Annotated in this window: 15 protein-coding genes; 10 read left to right on the forward strand and 5 right to left on the reverse strand. The window is 40.0% G+C overall.

The features are described from left to right. The 6 genes from FC60_RS02370 (at nucleotide 1) to FC60_RS02395 (ending at nucleotide 3,165) form a co-directional block, all read left to right on the forward strand. The gene (locus FC60_RS02370) at nucleotides 1–558 is read left to right on the forward strand and encodes a DapH/DapD/GlmU-related protein (protein WP_056936903.1); all 558 of its coding nucleotides are present in this window, start codon (nucleotides 1–3) and stop codon (nucleotides 556–558) included. A gap of 61 nt (nucleotides 559–619) precedes the next feature. After that, the gene (locus FC60_RS02375) at nucleotides 620–1,042 is read left to right on the forward strand and encodes an OsmC family protein (protein ID WP_056936904.1); all 423 of its coding nucleotides are present in this window, start codon (nucleotides 620–622) and stop codon (nucleotides 1,040–1,042) included. Nucleotides 1,043–1,155: 113 nt separating this feature from the next. After that, nucleotides 1,156–1,482, forward strand: coding sequence for a PadR family transcriptional regulator (locus FC60_RS02380; protein WP_056936905.1), 327 nt, complete (start codon nucleotides 1,156–1,158; stop codon nucleotides 1,480–1,482). Beyond that, nucleotides 1,483–2,079, forward strand: coding sequence for a DUF1700 domain-containing protein (locus tag FC60_RS02385; RefSeq protein WP_056936906.1), 597 nt, complete (start codon nucleotides 1,483–1,485; stop codon nucleotides 2,077–2,079). Nucleotides 2,080–2,081: 2 nt separating this feature from the next. Then, a complete protein-coding gene (locus tag FC60_RS02390; protein ID WP_056936907.1) occupies nucleotides 2,082–2,918 on the forward strand; it encodes a DUF4097 family beta strand repeat-containing protein in 837 nt (278 codons plus the stop codon). After that, nucleotides 2,902–3,165: a PspC domain-containing protein gene (locus tag FC60_RS02395; protein WP_056936908.1), complete on the forward strand. Its 264-nt coding sequence runs from the start codon at nucleotides 2,902–2,904 to the stop codon at nucleotides 3,163–3,165. The genes FC60_RS02390 and FC60_RS02395 overlap by 17 nt, the downstream gene beginning before the upstream one ends. Before the next feature lie 51 nt (nucleotides 3,166–3,216). Here the strand turns inward: FC60_RS02395 and FC60_RS02400 are convergent, their stop codons facing one another. Next, nucleotides 3,217–4,077: an NAD(P)-dependent oxidoreductase gene (locus FC60_RS02400; RefSeq protein ID WP_056936909.1), complete on the reverse strand. Its 861-nt coding sequence runs from the start codon at nucleotides 4,075–4,077 to the stop codon at nucleotides 3,217–3,219. A 193-nt stretch (nucleotides 4,078–4,270) separates the two neighbouring features. Between FC60_RS02400 and FC60_RS02405 the strand changes: the two genes are divergently transcribed. Continuing rightward, nucleotides 4,271–5,794, forward strand: a complete 1,524-nt coding sequence (locus tag FC60_RS02405; protein ID WP_056936910.1) for an ABC transporter substrate-binding protein/permease — start codon at nucleotides 4,271–4,273, stop codon at nucleotides 5,792–5,794. A 1-nt stretch (nucleotide 5,795) separates the two neighbouring features. After that, nucleotides 5,796–6,524 (forward strand): amino acid ABC transporter ATP-binding protein, encoded by a 729-nt coding sequence (locus FC60_RS02410; protein WP_056936947.1) that lies wholly within the window; start codon nucleotides 5,796–5,798, stop codon nucleotides 6,522–6,524. Nucleotides 6,525–6,563: 39 nt separating this feature from the next. Here the strand turns inward: FC60_RS02410 and FC60_RS02415 are convergent, their stop codons facing one another. Both FC60_RS02415 and FC60_RS02420 read right to left on the reverse strand, forming a co-directional pair. Then, complete coding sequence (locus FC60_RS02415) at nucleotides 6,564–8,171, reverse strand: amino acid ABC transporter ATP-binding/permease protein (protein ID WP_056936911.1); 1,608 nt, start codon at nucleotides 8,169–8,171, stop codon at nucleotides 6,564–6,566. Continuing rightward, nucleotides 8,168–9,913, reverse strand: a complete 1,746-nt coding sequence (locus FC60_RS02420) for an ABC transporter ATP-binding protein/permease (protein ID WP_056936912.1) — start codon at nucleotides 9,911–9,913, stop codon at nucleotides 8,168–8,170. Before FC60_RS02420 ends, FC60_RS02415 begins: the two co-directional genes overlap by 4 nt. 163 nt (nucleotides 9,914–10,076) lie before the next feature. Between FC60_RS02420 and FC60_RS02425 the strand changes: the two genes are divergently transcribed. Next, entirely contained in the window at nucleotides 10,077–10,838 is a 762-nt protein-coding gene (locus tag FC60_RS02425; protein WP_056936913.1) for an NADPH-dependent oxidoreductase, read from the forward strand. Nucleotides 10,839–11,136: 298 nt separating this feature from the next. Beyond that, nucleotides 11,137–11,331 carry a hypothetical protein gene (locus FC60_RS02430; protein WP_050950862.1) on the forward strand — a complete coding sequence of 65 codons (195 nt, stop codon included), beginning with the start codon at nucleotides 11,137–11,139 and terminating at the stop codon, nucleotides 11,329–11,331. Between the two features lie 63 nt (nucleotides 11,332–11,394). Here the strand turns inward: FC60_RS02430 and FC60_RS02435 are convergent, their stop codons facing one another. Then, nucleotides 11,395–12,837, reverse strand: coding sequence for a DHA2 family efflux MFS transporter permease subunit (locus FC60_RS02435; RefSeq protein WP_056936914.1), 1,443 nt, complete (start codon nucleotides 12,835–12,837; stop codon nucleotides 11,395–11,397). A gap of 111 nt (nucleotides 12,838–12,948) precedes the next feature. Then, on the reverse strand, nucleotides 12,949–13,926 hold the full coding sequence (locus FC60_RS02440) for a polyprenyl synthetase family protein (protein ID WP_056936915.1): 978 nt from the start codon (nucleotides 13,924–13,926) through the stop codon (nucleotides 12,949–12,951). Between the last annotated feature and the right edge of the window lie 99 nt (nucleotides 13,927–14,025).

Here is a 14,025-nt window from a genome sequence, read left to right on the forward strand (position 1 = left end):
ATGGGTGTCTTTGAAAATCTAAGAAAAGGCCAACATTATGCGATTAGTGATCCTGATTATCAAGCTGAGGTTCACCAAGAGATTAATCGGAGTGAACATTTAAGTTATCTAATCAGTCAAACCGATCCAAATGAGCAGGAACGCATTCTTGATCTGGAAAATCAACTATTAAATGATCAAATGCATGATGGAACTTATTTTACGCCGCCCTTTAATATTGATTGTGGCAGTCGTGTTTTCTTAGGGAAAAATGTTTTTGCTAATCATGATTTAGACATCATGTCGGCAGGAACAATCACAATTGAAGATGGGGTAATGATGGGACCAGAAGTTGCTTTACTGACGGTCAATCATGAACCCAAAAATATTCGCACGGTTTATACAGGTGAAATTCACATCAAGAAAAACGCTTGGTTAGGCGCTCGTGTCAGTGTCTTACCAGGGGTAACAATCGGTGAAAATGCTATCGTTGGAACTGGGGCAGTAGTGACTCATGATGTCCCCGATAATACGATTGTGGCAGGGGTTCCAGCCCGGGTTATCAAGACAATCGATTAAGATCGTTGACATTCCATTGCCAATTGTTATGATAAGGGAAAACCTTAGGAGGTAGCTAACAATGGCAAAAACGATTTCGATTGATGGGCAATTACTGCCAGCTGGTCGTCAGGTGAAAATCAAAGCGGATCACCATCAGTGGATGATTGATGAACCAGAAAGCAGTCATGGAACCGACGTGGGTCCTAGCCCTGTGCAATATTTATTAGGAGCAGTAGCTGGCTGTTTAACAATTACTGCTAAATGGTTAGCAGGACAAAAGGGAATTCGGTTAGATCAATTTGATGCGCATGTTGAAGGCACCTATTCGATGAAACATGCCAAGGATCCGGATTTTCAAAATCGCTTTACTGAAATTCGGGTTCATGTTGACATGGAATCAGATTTAAATCCTGATGAAGAAAAAGCTTTTATTGAAGAATGTCGGATGTATTGTCCGGTTGAAGGAACGATCGTAAACCAGACCAACTTCATAATTGAATAAGTACCAAATCCACTAGACTCCGGGGTCTAGTGGATTTTTTATATATAAAATTATACTGTGTTGACGAACAATACTATATATTGTATAATATTGTTGAAGCGGAGGTACAGAAAATGAAAATTACAATTAATGCTGACCTGCTGGATGGGTTAGTCTTAGTCTTATTAAGTCGTCAAGACTACTATGGCTATGCCTTAACCCAAGATATGCAAGCAGTGATTTCAATCTCTGAGTCAACAATGTATCCGGTATTGCGACGATTAAAGAAAAATGGGTATTTAGAAACTTATGATCAAGCTTTAGATGGTCGTAATCGTCGTTATTATCGAATCTTACCAGAGGGTCAGGAACACCTGGAGCGGATCATCAAAATGTGGAATGATTATAAAGAAAGTTTAGACCAAATTTTTAATGGTCATCTAGATGGGGAGGAAGGATAGATGGACAAGCAAAGATACTTGGAAGAACTAGCTAAATATCTAGCACCATTATCAGCAGAAGAACGTCAAGACGCCATCGATTTTTATAGCGAAATGATTGATGACGCCGGCTTAGTAACTTGGGACGCGATGGTCATGAAATTGGGTAAACCGGAGAGTTTAGCCCATAAGATTGTAGGAGACCAAGAAGGATCTAAGGAAACAAGTTCGCAACTAACTAGGAGACATTTGAACGCTGGAACATTGGCTTTAATCCTCTTAGTAATTGTGATTACCTTTCCGATTTGGATGATTTTATTAGGCATTGCTTTTGGGATTGTCGTCGCAATTATTGGAGCTGCCTTTGGTGTAATCATGGGAATCATTTCCACTATCATGGTCGGAATTATTTTAGGAATTACTAACATTTATATCGGCATTCTAATGGCAACGACGAATCCAGCCGTCAGTTTATTCTATATTGGAATCGCGATTATTGCCTTAGCTATAGCTATGTTCCTATTGCCGTTGATTTGGTTTGGCTTTAAGTTACTAATTCACTGGATGGTGGAACTAATTCAATGGATTACGAAGAAATTACATCGGGGAGGACACTAATCATGAAAAAGTGGTATTTTTGGAGTTTGATCGTCCTTATTGTTGGACTCGTTGCAACTGCAATTGGTTTTATAGGTCATGGTAATCAAACGATTGAATTTGAAAACTGGCATCATGCTAAGATCGTTACTAAGTCATCCAAGATCACTACTAAAACGACCAAATGGTCAGAAAGTGATTTTAACCAAATTAATGTTGATGTGAAGAATGTTGATGTTGTCGTCCAAACCGGTGATTCATATAACGTTAAGTTTGTCGGTTCGCCAGATGCTAAATTTAAGGTAAGTAAAAAAGATCAAACTTTAACTGTTAAGCAAACCAAGGACGCCACGAAGGGCTACCGAATGCGGACGAAAGGTTTCTTCTGGATTTACGACCATGATCAACATGCCGATTCGAAATTAATCATCACGGTACCTAAAGACACCCAATTATCGAATGTTTCTATTAATGAAACCAATGTTGACCTAGCTGGTGATCTGACGCTGAAGAACATTAAGGCTGATAATGTTTATCTTTCAACTGGTGGCGATATTACTGTTAACCAAGCCACTATTAATGGTGGTCAAATCATTAGTGAAGATGATATTGACCTCCAAAAAACGACCTTTAATGGTCAAGTAACCATTAATAGCAAGAATGGCGATATTGAAGTTTCTAATGCCAATGATCAGGTTGGTTACCAAGTCCAAGCTGTTAATGGAGATGCGAAGCTTTTTAAACAATCAAATGACAGTGGAGATCAATTAAAGGTCAATGAAGACAATAGCACTCAAGTGAAATTGACCGCTAGTAATGGTGACATTAATGTTTTGAAAGGAAATGATGACGATGACTAAAAAGCTATATAAATCAAATGACCGAATCATTGGCGGAGTCTTTGGCGGAATTGCTGAATATTTTGGCTGGGATAAAACGGTGGTACGGTTAATTGGCACTTTAATTATTCTCTTCGTTGGTCAACTATTTTTAGGGGTACTTGCATATTTTATTGCGATGGAAATTATGCCAAACCGACCTGATTATCAAAAGGGTGGTAATCATCGTTCCGATGCACCGATTGAAGGGGAATTTGAAGAAAAATAAAAACAAAATGGATCATAACCTTAGGATATTGACTAAGATTATGATCCATTTTTATTCATACCAATGGTATAAAGCTTGGGTTCCTTCATCACCGAAGCCCATAGCTTCAACGGCTTGGCATTCTTTTAGAATTTGGTCTAAAATTGCTAATTTAAGGTCACGATCATTGGCTTCACCTTGGGCGATTTTGAGATCTTTAATAAAATGTTTCATATAAAAGGTGGCCTTGAAATCATTGTTAATTAACATAGGCATAAAGGCTTCCATTTGAGCACTTCCAGCTGCCCCAGCGCGAATAGTATCAAACATTTTTTGCGGATCCAGCCCAGCGGCTTTGGCATACCGTAAGGATTCGCAAACTCCTGCTAATGCGCCCGCTAAGGCAATCTGGTTAGCCATTTTTGTATGTTGACCGGATCCAGCTGGTCCTTGTAAGACAATTTGTTTCCCCATGGCAGTAAAAATTGGAAAAGCATGATCGAAAGTGGCCTGATCTCCACCGATCATAATTGATAAACTACCATTTTCAGCTCCCGCTAAACCACCAGAAACCGGCGCATCCAGAGCTAAGAGCTTATGATCAACGGCAGCTTGATAGATTTTTTGGGCTAATTGTGGGCTGGTTGTCGTCATATCAATAATGGTGGTACCCGGGTTAGCCCCTGCTAAAATCCCATGTTCACCAAAGTAGACTTCTTCAACGTCTTTAGGATAGCCAACTATCGTAATAACAAAGTCCACATCATGTGCACATTGAGCGGCATCATCAGTCCAATCAGCTCCATCATTAATAAGGTCTTCCGCTTTGGCCTTGGTCCGATTCCAAATCTGTACTTGGTAACCATTTTTCAGCAAATTTCTAATCATTCCATGACCCATTAAGCCGGTCCCAATAAATCCAATCTTTGTCATAAGATCTGCTCCCTTCGTTAAGTTATTTCCATTATACTCTTTATGTTATCAGAGGTTGTATACAAAAATAGTGCATAACAAGTGTAGATATACAAAAAACAGCAAAAATATCCCGATTGTATTGTATTAATATTCATTTTTTAGTATTATACATACATAATCATGAATGAAAATCATAGAAAGGGATTTGATTATGAAAAAACTTTGGAAACAAATGCTAATGTTAGTTGCTACTTTAGCATTAATGATGTCGGCGCTGGTTCCTTCAGCGATGGCTGCTAGTAGTTCATCTAGTAGTAGTGAAGCTACCAGCAGTTCGGCTTCTTCAACTTCGGGTGATAAATTAGCCGAGATTAAACAAAAAGGGGTCCTCGTGGTTGGACTATCTGCTGATTATCCACCATTAGAATTTACTGCCAAAATTAATGGTAAAACGGAATATGTTGGGGTCGATGTGTCCATTGCTAAAGCAATCGCCAAGGATCTGGGCGTCAAACTTGAAATTAAGAATATGAGTTTTGATTCGCTCTTGGTGGCCATGGAAACTGGGAAAGTTGATATGGTTATTTCAGGGATGAACGCCACGGCCGAACGGAAGCAAAGTGTGGACTTCTCGCATGTTTATTACAAGGGTGGGGCCACTTTCCTGATTAATAAAAAGGACAAAGCAAAGTATAAATCAGGTAATGATCTTAAAACGGCTAATATTGGGGTCCAAACCGGGACTGTCCAAGCTACGATGGCTAAGAATAGTTTCCCAAATGCCACGGTGAAACCCTTATCTAACCTCAGTAACTTAGTTTTAGCTTTGAAGTCGGGCAAGACCAATGCCGTCCTGATGGATGCTTTAATTGCCAAAGCCTATGCTAGCAACGATGATTCTTTAGCAGTGGTATCAAAAACCGGTATTAAGAATGATTTAAGTGATGCCGGAACGGCGGTTGCTATGCCAAAAGGGCAAACGAGTTTGGTAAATGCGGTTAACCAAACAATCGATCGGATTAACCAAAATAAGACGGTCGAAAAAACTTACTTGCCAGCAGCTGCTAAATATATGAAGAAAGTTGAAGCTAAGCGGACACTTTGGAACTACTGGACATACTTTGCTAAAGGGATTGGTGATACCTTAATTATCACGGTGGTTTCGGTCTTCTTTGGGTTTGTATTAGGGATTCTGCTATCATTAATGCGGCTTTCCAAAATCAAGCTGTTACATTGGATCGCGGTATGTTATATTGAATTCGTTCGGGGTACCCCGTTAATGGTTCAAATTATGTTCATTTACTTTGGGATTGGGGCGGTAATTTCATCCATGCCTGCTATTTTGGCCGGAATTATCGCAATTTCCTTAAACTCGGGAGCTTATGTCGCCGAAATTATTCGGTCCGGGATTCAATCAATTAACAAAGGTCAAAGTGAAGCTGCTCGTTCCTTAGGGTTGAGTCAAAAGATGACCTTCCAATATGTTGTGATGCCACAAGCTTTAAAGAATATTTGGCCAGCCTTAGGAAACGAATTTATTACCTTGCTGAAGGATAGTTCCTTAGCTTCGACGATCGGGGTTGCCGAATTAATGTACCAAACTCAGTTAGTACAAACCTCTACATATAAAGGAGTGGCGCCACTAGCCATCACCATGGTACTTTACTTTATTATGACGTTCACTGTTTCAAAGATTCTGGGATACTACGAAGGGAAGATGAATCACAATGGATAAGATGCTCGAAATTAAGAACCTCCAAAAGAAATTTGGGGATCATGAAGTTTTAAAGGACATCACCGCTGAAGTTGATAACGGGCAAGTGATTTGTGTCATTGGTCCTTCTGGTTCCGGGAAAAGTACCTTTTTACGGTGTTTAAATTTATTAGAAGAACCAACTTCTGGTAAGGTGATCTTTGAGGGACAGGAATTAACGAATCTTAAGGAAGCTCAACTTGATGTGTTGCGGGAAAAAATGGGCATGGTTTTCCAAAGTTTTAACCTGTTCCCAAATATGACCGTTTTGGATAATATCACTTTGGCACCGATCAAGGTTAAGAAAATCGAAAAAGCTAAAGCTGAAGCGACAGCTAAAGAGTTATTAGATCGGGTTGGCTTGGCCGAAAAGGCGGATGCCTATCCCGCCAGCCTATCAGGAGGACAACAACAACGGGTGGCAATTGCGCGAGCCCTAGCAATGAATCCCGATTTGATGCTATTTGATGAACCAACCAGTGCCTTGGATCCGGAAATGGTCGGCGAAGTGCTGGAAGTTATGAAAGACTTGGCTAAATCTGGGATGACGATGGTAGTTGTTACTCATGAGATGGGTTTTGCTAAAGAAGTGGCGGATGAAGTTTGGTTCATGGATGAAGGATATATCCAAGAACAAGGGACCCCAACGGAAGTCTTTGATCACCCAACTAGTGAACGGGCCCAAAGCTTCCTAGCTAAGATTTTAAAATAGTAGAAAAGGAGATCCAAAATTTGGATCTCCTTTTTCCAGTTAGAGCGTAAGTTCATAGATTTGGTCAGCAATTGATAGAGTTGATAAGCGGTGGGAGACAATTACCACCGTTTTTTCTTTTGCAATTTTTTGCAGCGACTTTAAAATAATCGCTTCATTTAAAACATCCAAGTTAGCAGTAATTTCATCGAGAAGCAGCAACTCACCTTCATGTAAAAAGGCGCGGGCAATTCCTAATCGTTGCTTTTGACCCTCTGAAATGCTATCGGCTAGTTCGCTTAACTTAGTTTGATATTGTTCTGGTAAAGATTCGATGTAATTAGCGATCCCGGCTTGTTGAGCCACCAGTTGAATTTCCTGATCACTGGCTTGTGGGTTACCTAATTTTAGGTTATTCGCGATGGTATCTTGAAAGAGCCAAGTTTCTTGGGAAACGTAGCTTTCCATCTGACGTAAATAATTACTGTTTATTTTCGTTAAACTAGTCTTATTAATGGTAACTTGACCAGTATCGGGATCGTAAAAGTGCGCTAATAATTTTAAAATGGTTGATTTGCCAGTCCCACTTGGGGCGTGGATTCCCATAATCTGTCCCTTTGGAATAGTCAAATTAAGTTTCTGGATGACCGGGTTGACGGTATCAGGATAAGTAAAGGTAACGTTAGTTAATTGGGCTTGGTCAAATGTCGGTTGTTGACCTTGTTCAACCTCTTGCACAACTGGGTTTTCATCTAACAAGTCAATTAGTCGTTGGGCAGCGCCAATGGTTTGGGAGAGCCCGGCGGTTAGCGAAGATAAGGCAATTACTGGCCCAAAAGATGAAAGGACTATAACTGTAGCAATAATGATAGTTACTGGACTTAAATGCAAGGCATAGGCTATTAACAAGGTCCCAAGGGAAAAACCAAAAACTACCAAGTAGATGGCAGCATTTTGGAGGCCACTTCCCAAACTAATTTGACCTTGGGTATGATTTAAGGCTTTAGTTTGGTCAGTAAGTGACTGTAATCGCTTCGGCATGCCTTTGAATTGTAAGAGTTCACCTAATCCATATAGGGAATCGAGGACGTATGACGATAATTGGCCCAGTTGATTACGGACCTGAAGTCCTCGTGCGTCCATGATATGGTGACTAACTAGGGGAATTAGGTAGCCGATTAAAAGATATCCCAACAGGGCCCACAGACCAAGCCAGGGTGATAAACAAGTTAGCAATCCAGGAACCATAATTGACACCAGGGTTGCAATCGCGACCGGGGAAATGGTGTGAGCATAGAATAATTCCAACATTTCAATATCACTGGTTACTAGTGCGATTAAATCTCCTTTGCTCTTATTTTCTAAGATGGCCGGACTTAACCGACGAAGCGCCGAGAACACTTTTTGCCGCAGGAGCGCTAAAAGCTTAAAGGCGATTAAATGATTGCAATAATGTTCCCCATAATGAAGAGGGCCTCGCAAAAAACCACAGATTAGAATAGGCCAAAGATAATTAGTAAAATTGCTAGGATCCGTGAGTAGACCAGTAATAGCAATTACGGGAAGGGCAATAACCGTTAACTGACCTAGCACCCCTAAGCAGATGGCTGCAAACATGACGCCAGTCAAGGGAGCAATTAATTTAAATAGACGAAATAGGGCACTCATGATAATTCCTCCTTAGCGCTTGTGAAACTCTCTAATTCGGCTTGATGATTAAATAGATTGGTATAGGCACCGTTCTGCGCCAGCAGGGTTTGATGATCACCACTTTCAATAATTTTTCCCTGGTCAAGGTAAAAGATTTGATCACAATCAGTCACATTGGCTAATCGATGTGAAATTAAGATAACTGTTTTAGTTTTTGCAACTTGTTTAATAAGTCGCATAATTATAGCTTCTGATTCTTGATCAATATTTGAAGTTGCTTCATCGAAAATAAAGACCTGGGCATCTGTCAGTAAGGCTCGAGCAATGGCTAGCCGTTGTTTTTGCCCACCCGATAGATTTGCGGCATCAGTCTCAATCAGCGTCGCTAGCCCAGCTTTAGATTGACAAAAGTCCCATAAGTTAACTTGCTTTAAAGCTTGCATTAGCTCTTGATCGGTGGCATCAGGTTTAGCCAAGATAAGATTATCGCGAAAACTGCCCTTAAAGACAAAAGCATGGTGACTAACAATAGTAATTCGATCATTAAGGGAATCCTGTGATAAATCAGACAGTTCAGTGGGACCGAATTTTAACGATCCAGCATATTGACGAACTTGTCCGCTTAGTAAAGCTGCTAAAGTAGATTTACCAGCTCCCGAAGGACCCACGAAAGCCACCAACTGATGAGGCTGAATGGTTAAAGCAATATTAGTTAAACTCGGCTGATGAGCATGCGGATAAGTAAAAGTAAGATCTTGACTGCTAATTGTAAATTCCTGATCAGCTAGATTTTGATCACCATCGGTTAGTTCAGTTAAATCTAAGAATTCAAAAATTTTGTCACTAGCCTTCATGCCGTTCATTCCCATATGGAAATAAGCACCTAATTGTCGCATTGGTAAGAAATATTCGGTGGCAAGTAATACCAAGATAATGGTTTCTTGAAGCGTAATCTGAGCTTGATGATATTGACTAAGAGCCACCACAATGCCCACGGCGGCACCACCATAAGCCACGAGATCCATAATGATGGTACTAAAAAGTTGAGTAGAAAGGACCTTCATGGTCACCCGACGGAATTGTTCACTTTCGGCAACAATCTCATCTTCTGCCGTCTGATCTGCTTGATAAACTTTTAAGGTGGTCATCCCATGGAGCTTCTCCAAAAAGGTATCGCCCAGTTGGTAGTAACTTCTAAAATAAGTCGAGAGGACCGAAGTGACTAACTTCATAACCACCATTATCACGATGGAAATTAACGGGACGGCACAAAGGAGAACAATACTGGTTGGAGCATTAATTTGAACCAAAATAATGAAAAGGGTAATTGGAGCTAAAAGAGCATAGAAAAATTGACTTAAATAGCGGCCAACGTAAGTTTCTAGTTGTTCAATTCCTTCGGTCAGCATTTGCGTAATTTGAACGGAAGGAATTTGTTCTCGATAACCAGTTCCTAAGCGTGCTAACTTTTCAAACATGGCGAAGCGGAGACTTTGTTTAATTTCACTCGCAGCAAAGAAACTTGCATGATCATAAGCCAGCGAGCATCCCATCCGAACGATAATTGCCACCCCGATTGTGCAGAGGGCGGACATAAACGATATTGTTTTGCCTTCATTGTGTAGAATTAGATCAAAGATCGAGGCAAATGCAAAAATTAACATGATTTGCGCAATTAATGAAAGCCATTGCCAGAAAATTTGGAGAGCAATCTGTCGACGTGATGAGGTCAGCATTTTTAATAAGCGAATTTTAATCATATTCTAATCTCCCGTAAATAAATAAGATTTTATCATCTTCACTTTCATTTCGAAATACTTAATTTAATAAAATTAAGATTCAGAGTTGAGAAGCTAATTTAAATTGTGCGATAATGATCCCAATCAAGATTAAAATAATTTAATGAAAAGAAGGGATCCTTTTATGATTGAAAACGAAACCATCAAACACCAATTAAATCACCGCTCCATTCGTCAATTCAAACCTGCATCATTGTCGACCGAACAACTGACGACCCTATATGAGGTGGCCCGGCAAACTTCCACTAGTATGTTTATGCAACAAATGACGATTTTACATGTGACGGATGAGAAAAAACGGGCTGCTGTCCGGGAAATTTGTCATCAACCCTACGTTGGTGCCAATGGGGATCTGCTAATTTTTATTGCTGATTTGCACCGTAACCAAATAATTCGTCAACAAGCTGGAAATGATGATGGTCGGTTACACACTACGGATATCTTTTTACAAGCTGTTGAAGATACAGTATTAGCTACCCAAAACGTGTTGAATGCGGTCGAAAGTATGGGACTCGGTGGGGTCGTCTTAGGGTCAATCAAGAATGATTCGCAAAAATTAATTGAGGTCTTAGATTTACCGCAAATAACCTTTCCAATCTTAGGTCTGCAAATTGGGATCCCAGATCAAGAGCCACAATTAAAACCGCGGTTGCCTTTATCATTAATGGCCTTTGAAAATGATTATCCAAAGACGATGCCAATGAATTTAATGCCGGATTACGACCGAGTTGTAAATACTTATTACGATTTACGAAACGCTAATCAGCGGGTAGATACATTTACCAATCAGATTAATAGCGATAAGTTGAATCAACAGGTTACAAAGCGTGATGAGATTGTAGCTGCTTTACATCAACAAGGTTTAGCCTTGGATTTAAACGTTTAAATCTTAAGATAAACTCGCCATTTGAGGAATCAAAAGGGGCGGGTTTTTATTTTACTTTAGCAAAAATACTCATTATCTAAATTAGTGTATCTTTATATAATTCCTATAATTATGATTAAGAATATAACTAAAATTATCGTGATGCAGTTTAAATATCCATTATTATTGTTACAATAAGAATATATAATATATACGCAAATCAATTAATTTGGGTAGTCTGAGCATCTATGATGGATGATAATATAATGAACCAAATATGTAATATTTTACCTATTTAGACATCATGTGAGGTGAGAAGATGACAGTTAAATTAAGACGTGTGGGGACATCAAACACATTAACAGTACCCAGTTTTATCAAACCAGTTGCATCAGAATACCAAGTATTCGTAGCTGAAGATGGGGTGATTTTCTACGTCCCGAAAAAGAATGACCAAAGTGAAATTGAACGAATTGCTCGGAAACACGGGGCATTTTTACCTTACCAATATTAAGATTAGACATCATAAAAAACCTGCGGCTCAGTGGTCGCAGGTTTTTTATATCGGGTAGCTAAATTATTTAAATTGGTCGAGATCAATATCTGTACTACGGGTTTGAGCTTTTCGACCCTTAAGCTTAAATGATAGGATCAAGGCGACTACAATTAAGACAATTGTGAAACAAAAACCATAGTGAGCGCCATTCGCAAAGCGAGCGGCAGATGAGGCATGACTAGCTGCTTGTCCCATACTCATGAAACTAGTTGCTAAGGCCGTAGCTAAGGCTCCTACAACTTGTTGTAAAGTATTCATAATGGTACTACCGTCGCCGGCTTCAGAACCTTGGAGAGAGTTTAAAGCACTAGTTTGAGCTGGTGACATGGCTAATGGTGCCCCGATCATCAAAATTACATGGGCAATGATGATGTAAAGAATGGATGATGAAGGACCAGCAACGGCTAGCATCAATGCACCAACAAAAGCAACGATGAAGCCAATGGTGGCGGGGAGCTTAGCGCCAACTTGATCGTACATTCGACCAGCAATTGCTGAAACAAGCGCGTTAATGATACCCCCTGGTAACATAATAATTCCGGTTAATGCAACCGCAATCCCCATTGCATTTTGAATGAATTGGGGCATTAAGTACATTGCCGAAAGGATGATTCCAAAGTCGAGCATGACAACTGCAACCCCTAAGGAAAAACTGGAATTGCGCATTACCTTAAGGTTGAGAATTGGATTTGCTAATTTTAATTGGCGAACACAGTAAAGAATAAAGACGACGATCCCGACAACTAAGCAGGTGAGAACTTGCCAAGAAAGCCAGCCTAATTCACTGGCTAAACTAGCTCCCGCTACAATTCCGGAGAAACCAATGATTGATTCGCAAATTGATAATAAATCAACGGGCGGTTTAGTTTGTTGACCAACGTTTTTAACAAAACAAATCGAGAAGATTAAGGCGATTGCTAAAAAGATGACAAAAGTCCAAAAAATCCAACGCCAAGAAGCAATCCCTAAGATGATCCCAGTTAAAGTCGGTCCAATAGCAGGGGCAAACATAATCACCAGTGCCATGACCCCGTTGACGGCCCCTAATTTTTGGGGCGGAAATAGTTGCATGGCAGTTGCGAACATGGTTGGAAGAATCAACCCCGTTCCGATCCCTTGGATCATTCGACCGGTCAAAAGGATTGCAAAGTCGCCGGCTAGGGCTGAAATAATCGACCCAATCATAAAGGCGACAATCGCAAAGATCACCACTTGGCGAGTCGTAAACCATTTACCGATGATGCTAGAAAGGGGCATGACAATCCCAATTACTAGCATATAACCCGTTACCAACCATTGGATGGTCGAGGTTGGCAGGTGAAAGGCCTGTTCAAGTTGGGGGATTGCAATGTTGAGGGATGTTTCACTAAACATTCCGACAAAAGCGCCCAACAACATTCCAAACATCGCGATCCAAGGATGTTTCACTTGTACGCGAGCGGACATAACGTTTGTATTTTCCATAAATAAACTCCTTCTTTCTTTTTCACACAATTGATTACTCTACCAGAATTTTAAATTTTTCGTAAGTTTATCAATAAAAAAACTTGAGATTTCTCTCAAGTTATCACGGATCTAATTAGTTCGGTTTAATAATTTATTGATTAGTTTCTTTAGATTACGGGTTGCCTTGCTATCAGGTAAGTCAGCTAATAATGCTAAAGCATCATTAGAATATTGTTGAGCAGTCCGATGTGCAATTTTGACACCATCGTTAGCAATTACTAATTGTCGAATTTGTAAAAGATCATCCATTGTCATTTGGCTTTGTTTGGCTAGCAGATCGCTGATGGCATGGGAAGGATCATTTTCTAACGCAATTAGTAAGGGGAGCGAATAAACGCCCGTCGTTAAGTCTTCGAGAACTGGTTTATTCATGTCGCGGCCGTCGGAATAATCTAAAATATCATCCAAAATTTGAAAAGCCATCCCCACCTTTTCGCCAATGGCTTGGGCGATTTGAACTTCTTGCTCCGATAAATTGCCGAGGAATGCCCCTTCACGAGCCGCTAAAGAAAATAGGGCGGCAGTTTTTCCCTTTATATTATCCAGATAGGTGGACACTGATTGATTGAGATCAAACCGGTGGGCCATTTGTCCCAGTTCACCATTCAAAATTTTAGACATCACCGTCGCATTAACCTTGAGCAACGGTGTATTGGCAAACGCTTCAGTGATTAATTGAAAGAATACGGTAAAAAGATAATCGCCCGAATAAACCGCAATATCCTTACCAAAAGCAGCTTGAATACTAATGGCTCCGCGACGTTGCGGAGCATCATCAATGATGTCATCATGAATTAATGTAGCCATGTGTAAAATTTCAATCGAGGCTGCCGCTTTTAATAATTGTTCATGATCATTTGGCCCCTTGATCATACTAAAAAGGCAGACAAATCCCGGACGAATATATTTACCACCATTATTGGCCATCGTTTTTAAAGCAGTTTCTAATTGATGATCGGCTGTTTGAATGCGATTAGTAATTAAATCAGCAACCGCTTGGAGATTCGTATTTAATTCGGGATATTGAGGGATAAATGAGCGTGACATTTTATTGTTCCTTTATCATATGTTAACTTATATTCTAACCTACAATCTTAATTTTAGAAATACTAAGATTGGTCATTCATATTTACAGCGGATTTCTTT

Source organism: Limosilactobacillus gastricus DSM 16045 (assembly GCF_001434365.1).
GTDB lineage: Bacteria > Bacillota > Bacilli > Lactobacillales > Lactobacillaceae > Limosilactobacillus > Limosilactobacillus gastricus.

Coding starts and splice junctions, on each gene's coding strand:
- FC60_RS02370 (WP_056936903.1), top strand. CDS start 1: ATGGGTGTCTTTGAAAATCTAAGAAAAGGCCAACATTATGCGATTAGT.
- FC60_RS02375 (WP_056936904.1), top strand. CDS start 620: ATGGCAAAAACGATTTCGATTGATGGGCAATTACTGCCAGCTGGTCGT.
- FC60_RS02380 (WP_056936905.1), top strand. CDS start 1,156: ATGAAAATTACAATTAATGCTGACCTGCTGGATGGGTTAGTCTTAGTC.
- FC60_RS02385 (WP_056936906.1), top strand. CDS start 1,483: ATGGACAAGCAAAGATACTTGGAAGAACTAGCTAAATATCTAGCACCA.
- FC60_RS02390 (WP_056936907.1), top strand. CDS start 2,082: ATGAAAAAGTGGTATTTTTGGAGTTTGATCGTCCTTATTGTTGGACTC.
- FC60_RS02395 (WP_056936908.1), top strand. CDS start 2,902: ATGATGACGATGACTAAAAAGCTATATAAATCAAATGACCGAATCATT.
- FC60_RS02400 (WP_056936909.1), bottom strand. CDS start 4,077: ATGACAAAGATTGGATTTATTGGGACCGGCTTAATGGGTCATGGAATG.
- FC60_RS02405 (WP_056936910.1), top strand. CDS start 4,271: ATGAAAAAACTTTGGAAACAAATGCTAATGTTAGTTGCTACTTTAGCA.
- FC60_RS02410 (WP_056936947.1), top strand. CDS start 5,796: ATGCTCGAAATTAAGAACCTCCAAAAGAAATTTGGGGATCATGAAGTT.
- FC60_RS02415 (WP_056936911.1), bottom strand. CDS start 8,171: ATGAGTGCCCTATTTCGTCTATTTAAATTAATTGCTCCCTTGACTGGC.
- FC60_RS02420 (WP_056936912.1), bottom strand. CDS start 9,913: ATGATTAAAATTCGCTTATTAAAAATGCTGACCTCATCACGTCGACAG.
- FC60_RS02425 (WP_056936913.1), top strand. CDS start 10,077: ATGATTGAAAACGAAACCATCAAACACCAATTAAATCACCGCTCCATT.
- FC60_RS02430 (WP_050950862.1), top strand. CDS start 11,137: ATGACAGTTAAATTAAGACGTGTGGGGACATCAAACACATTAACAGTA.
- FC60_RS02435 (WP_056936914.1), bottom strand. CDS start 12,837: ATGGAAAATACAAACGTTATGTCCGCTCGCGTACAAGTGAAACATCCT.
- FC60_RS02440 (WP_056936915.1), bottom strand. CDS start 13,926: ATGTCACGCTCATTTATCCCTCAATATCCCGAATTAAATACGAATCTC.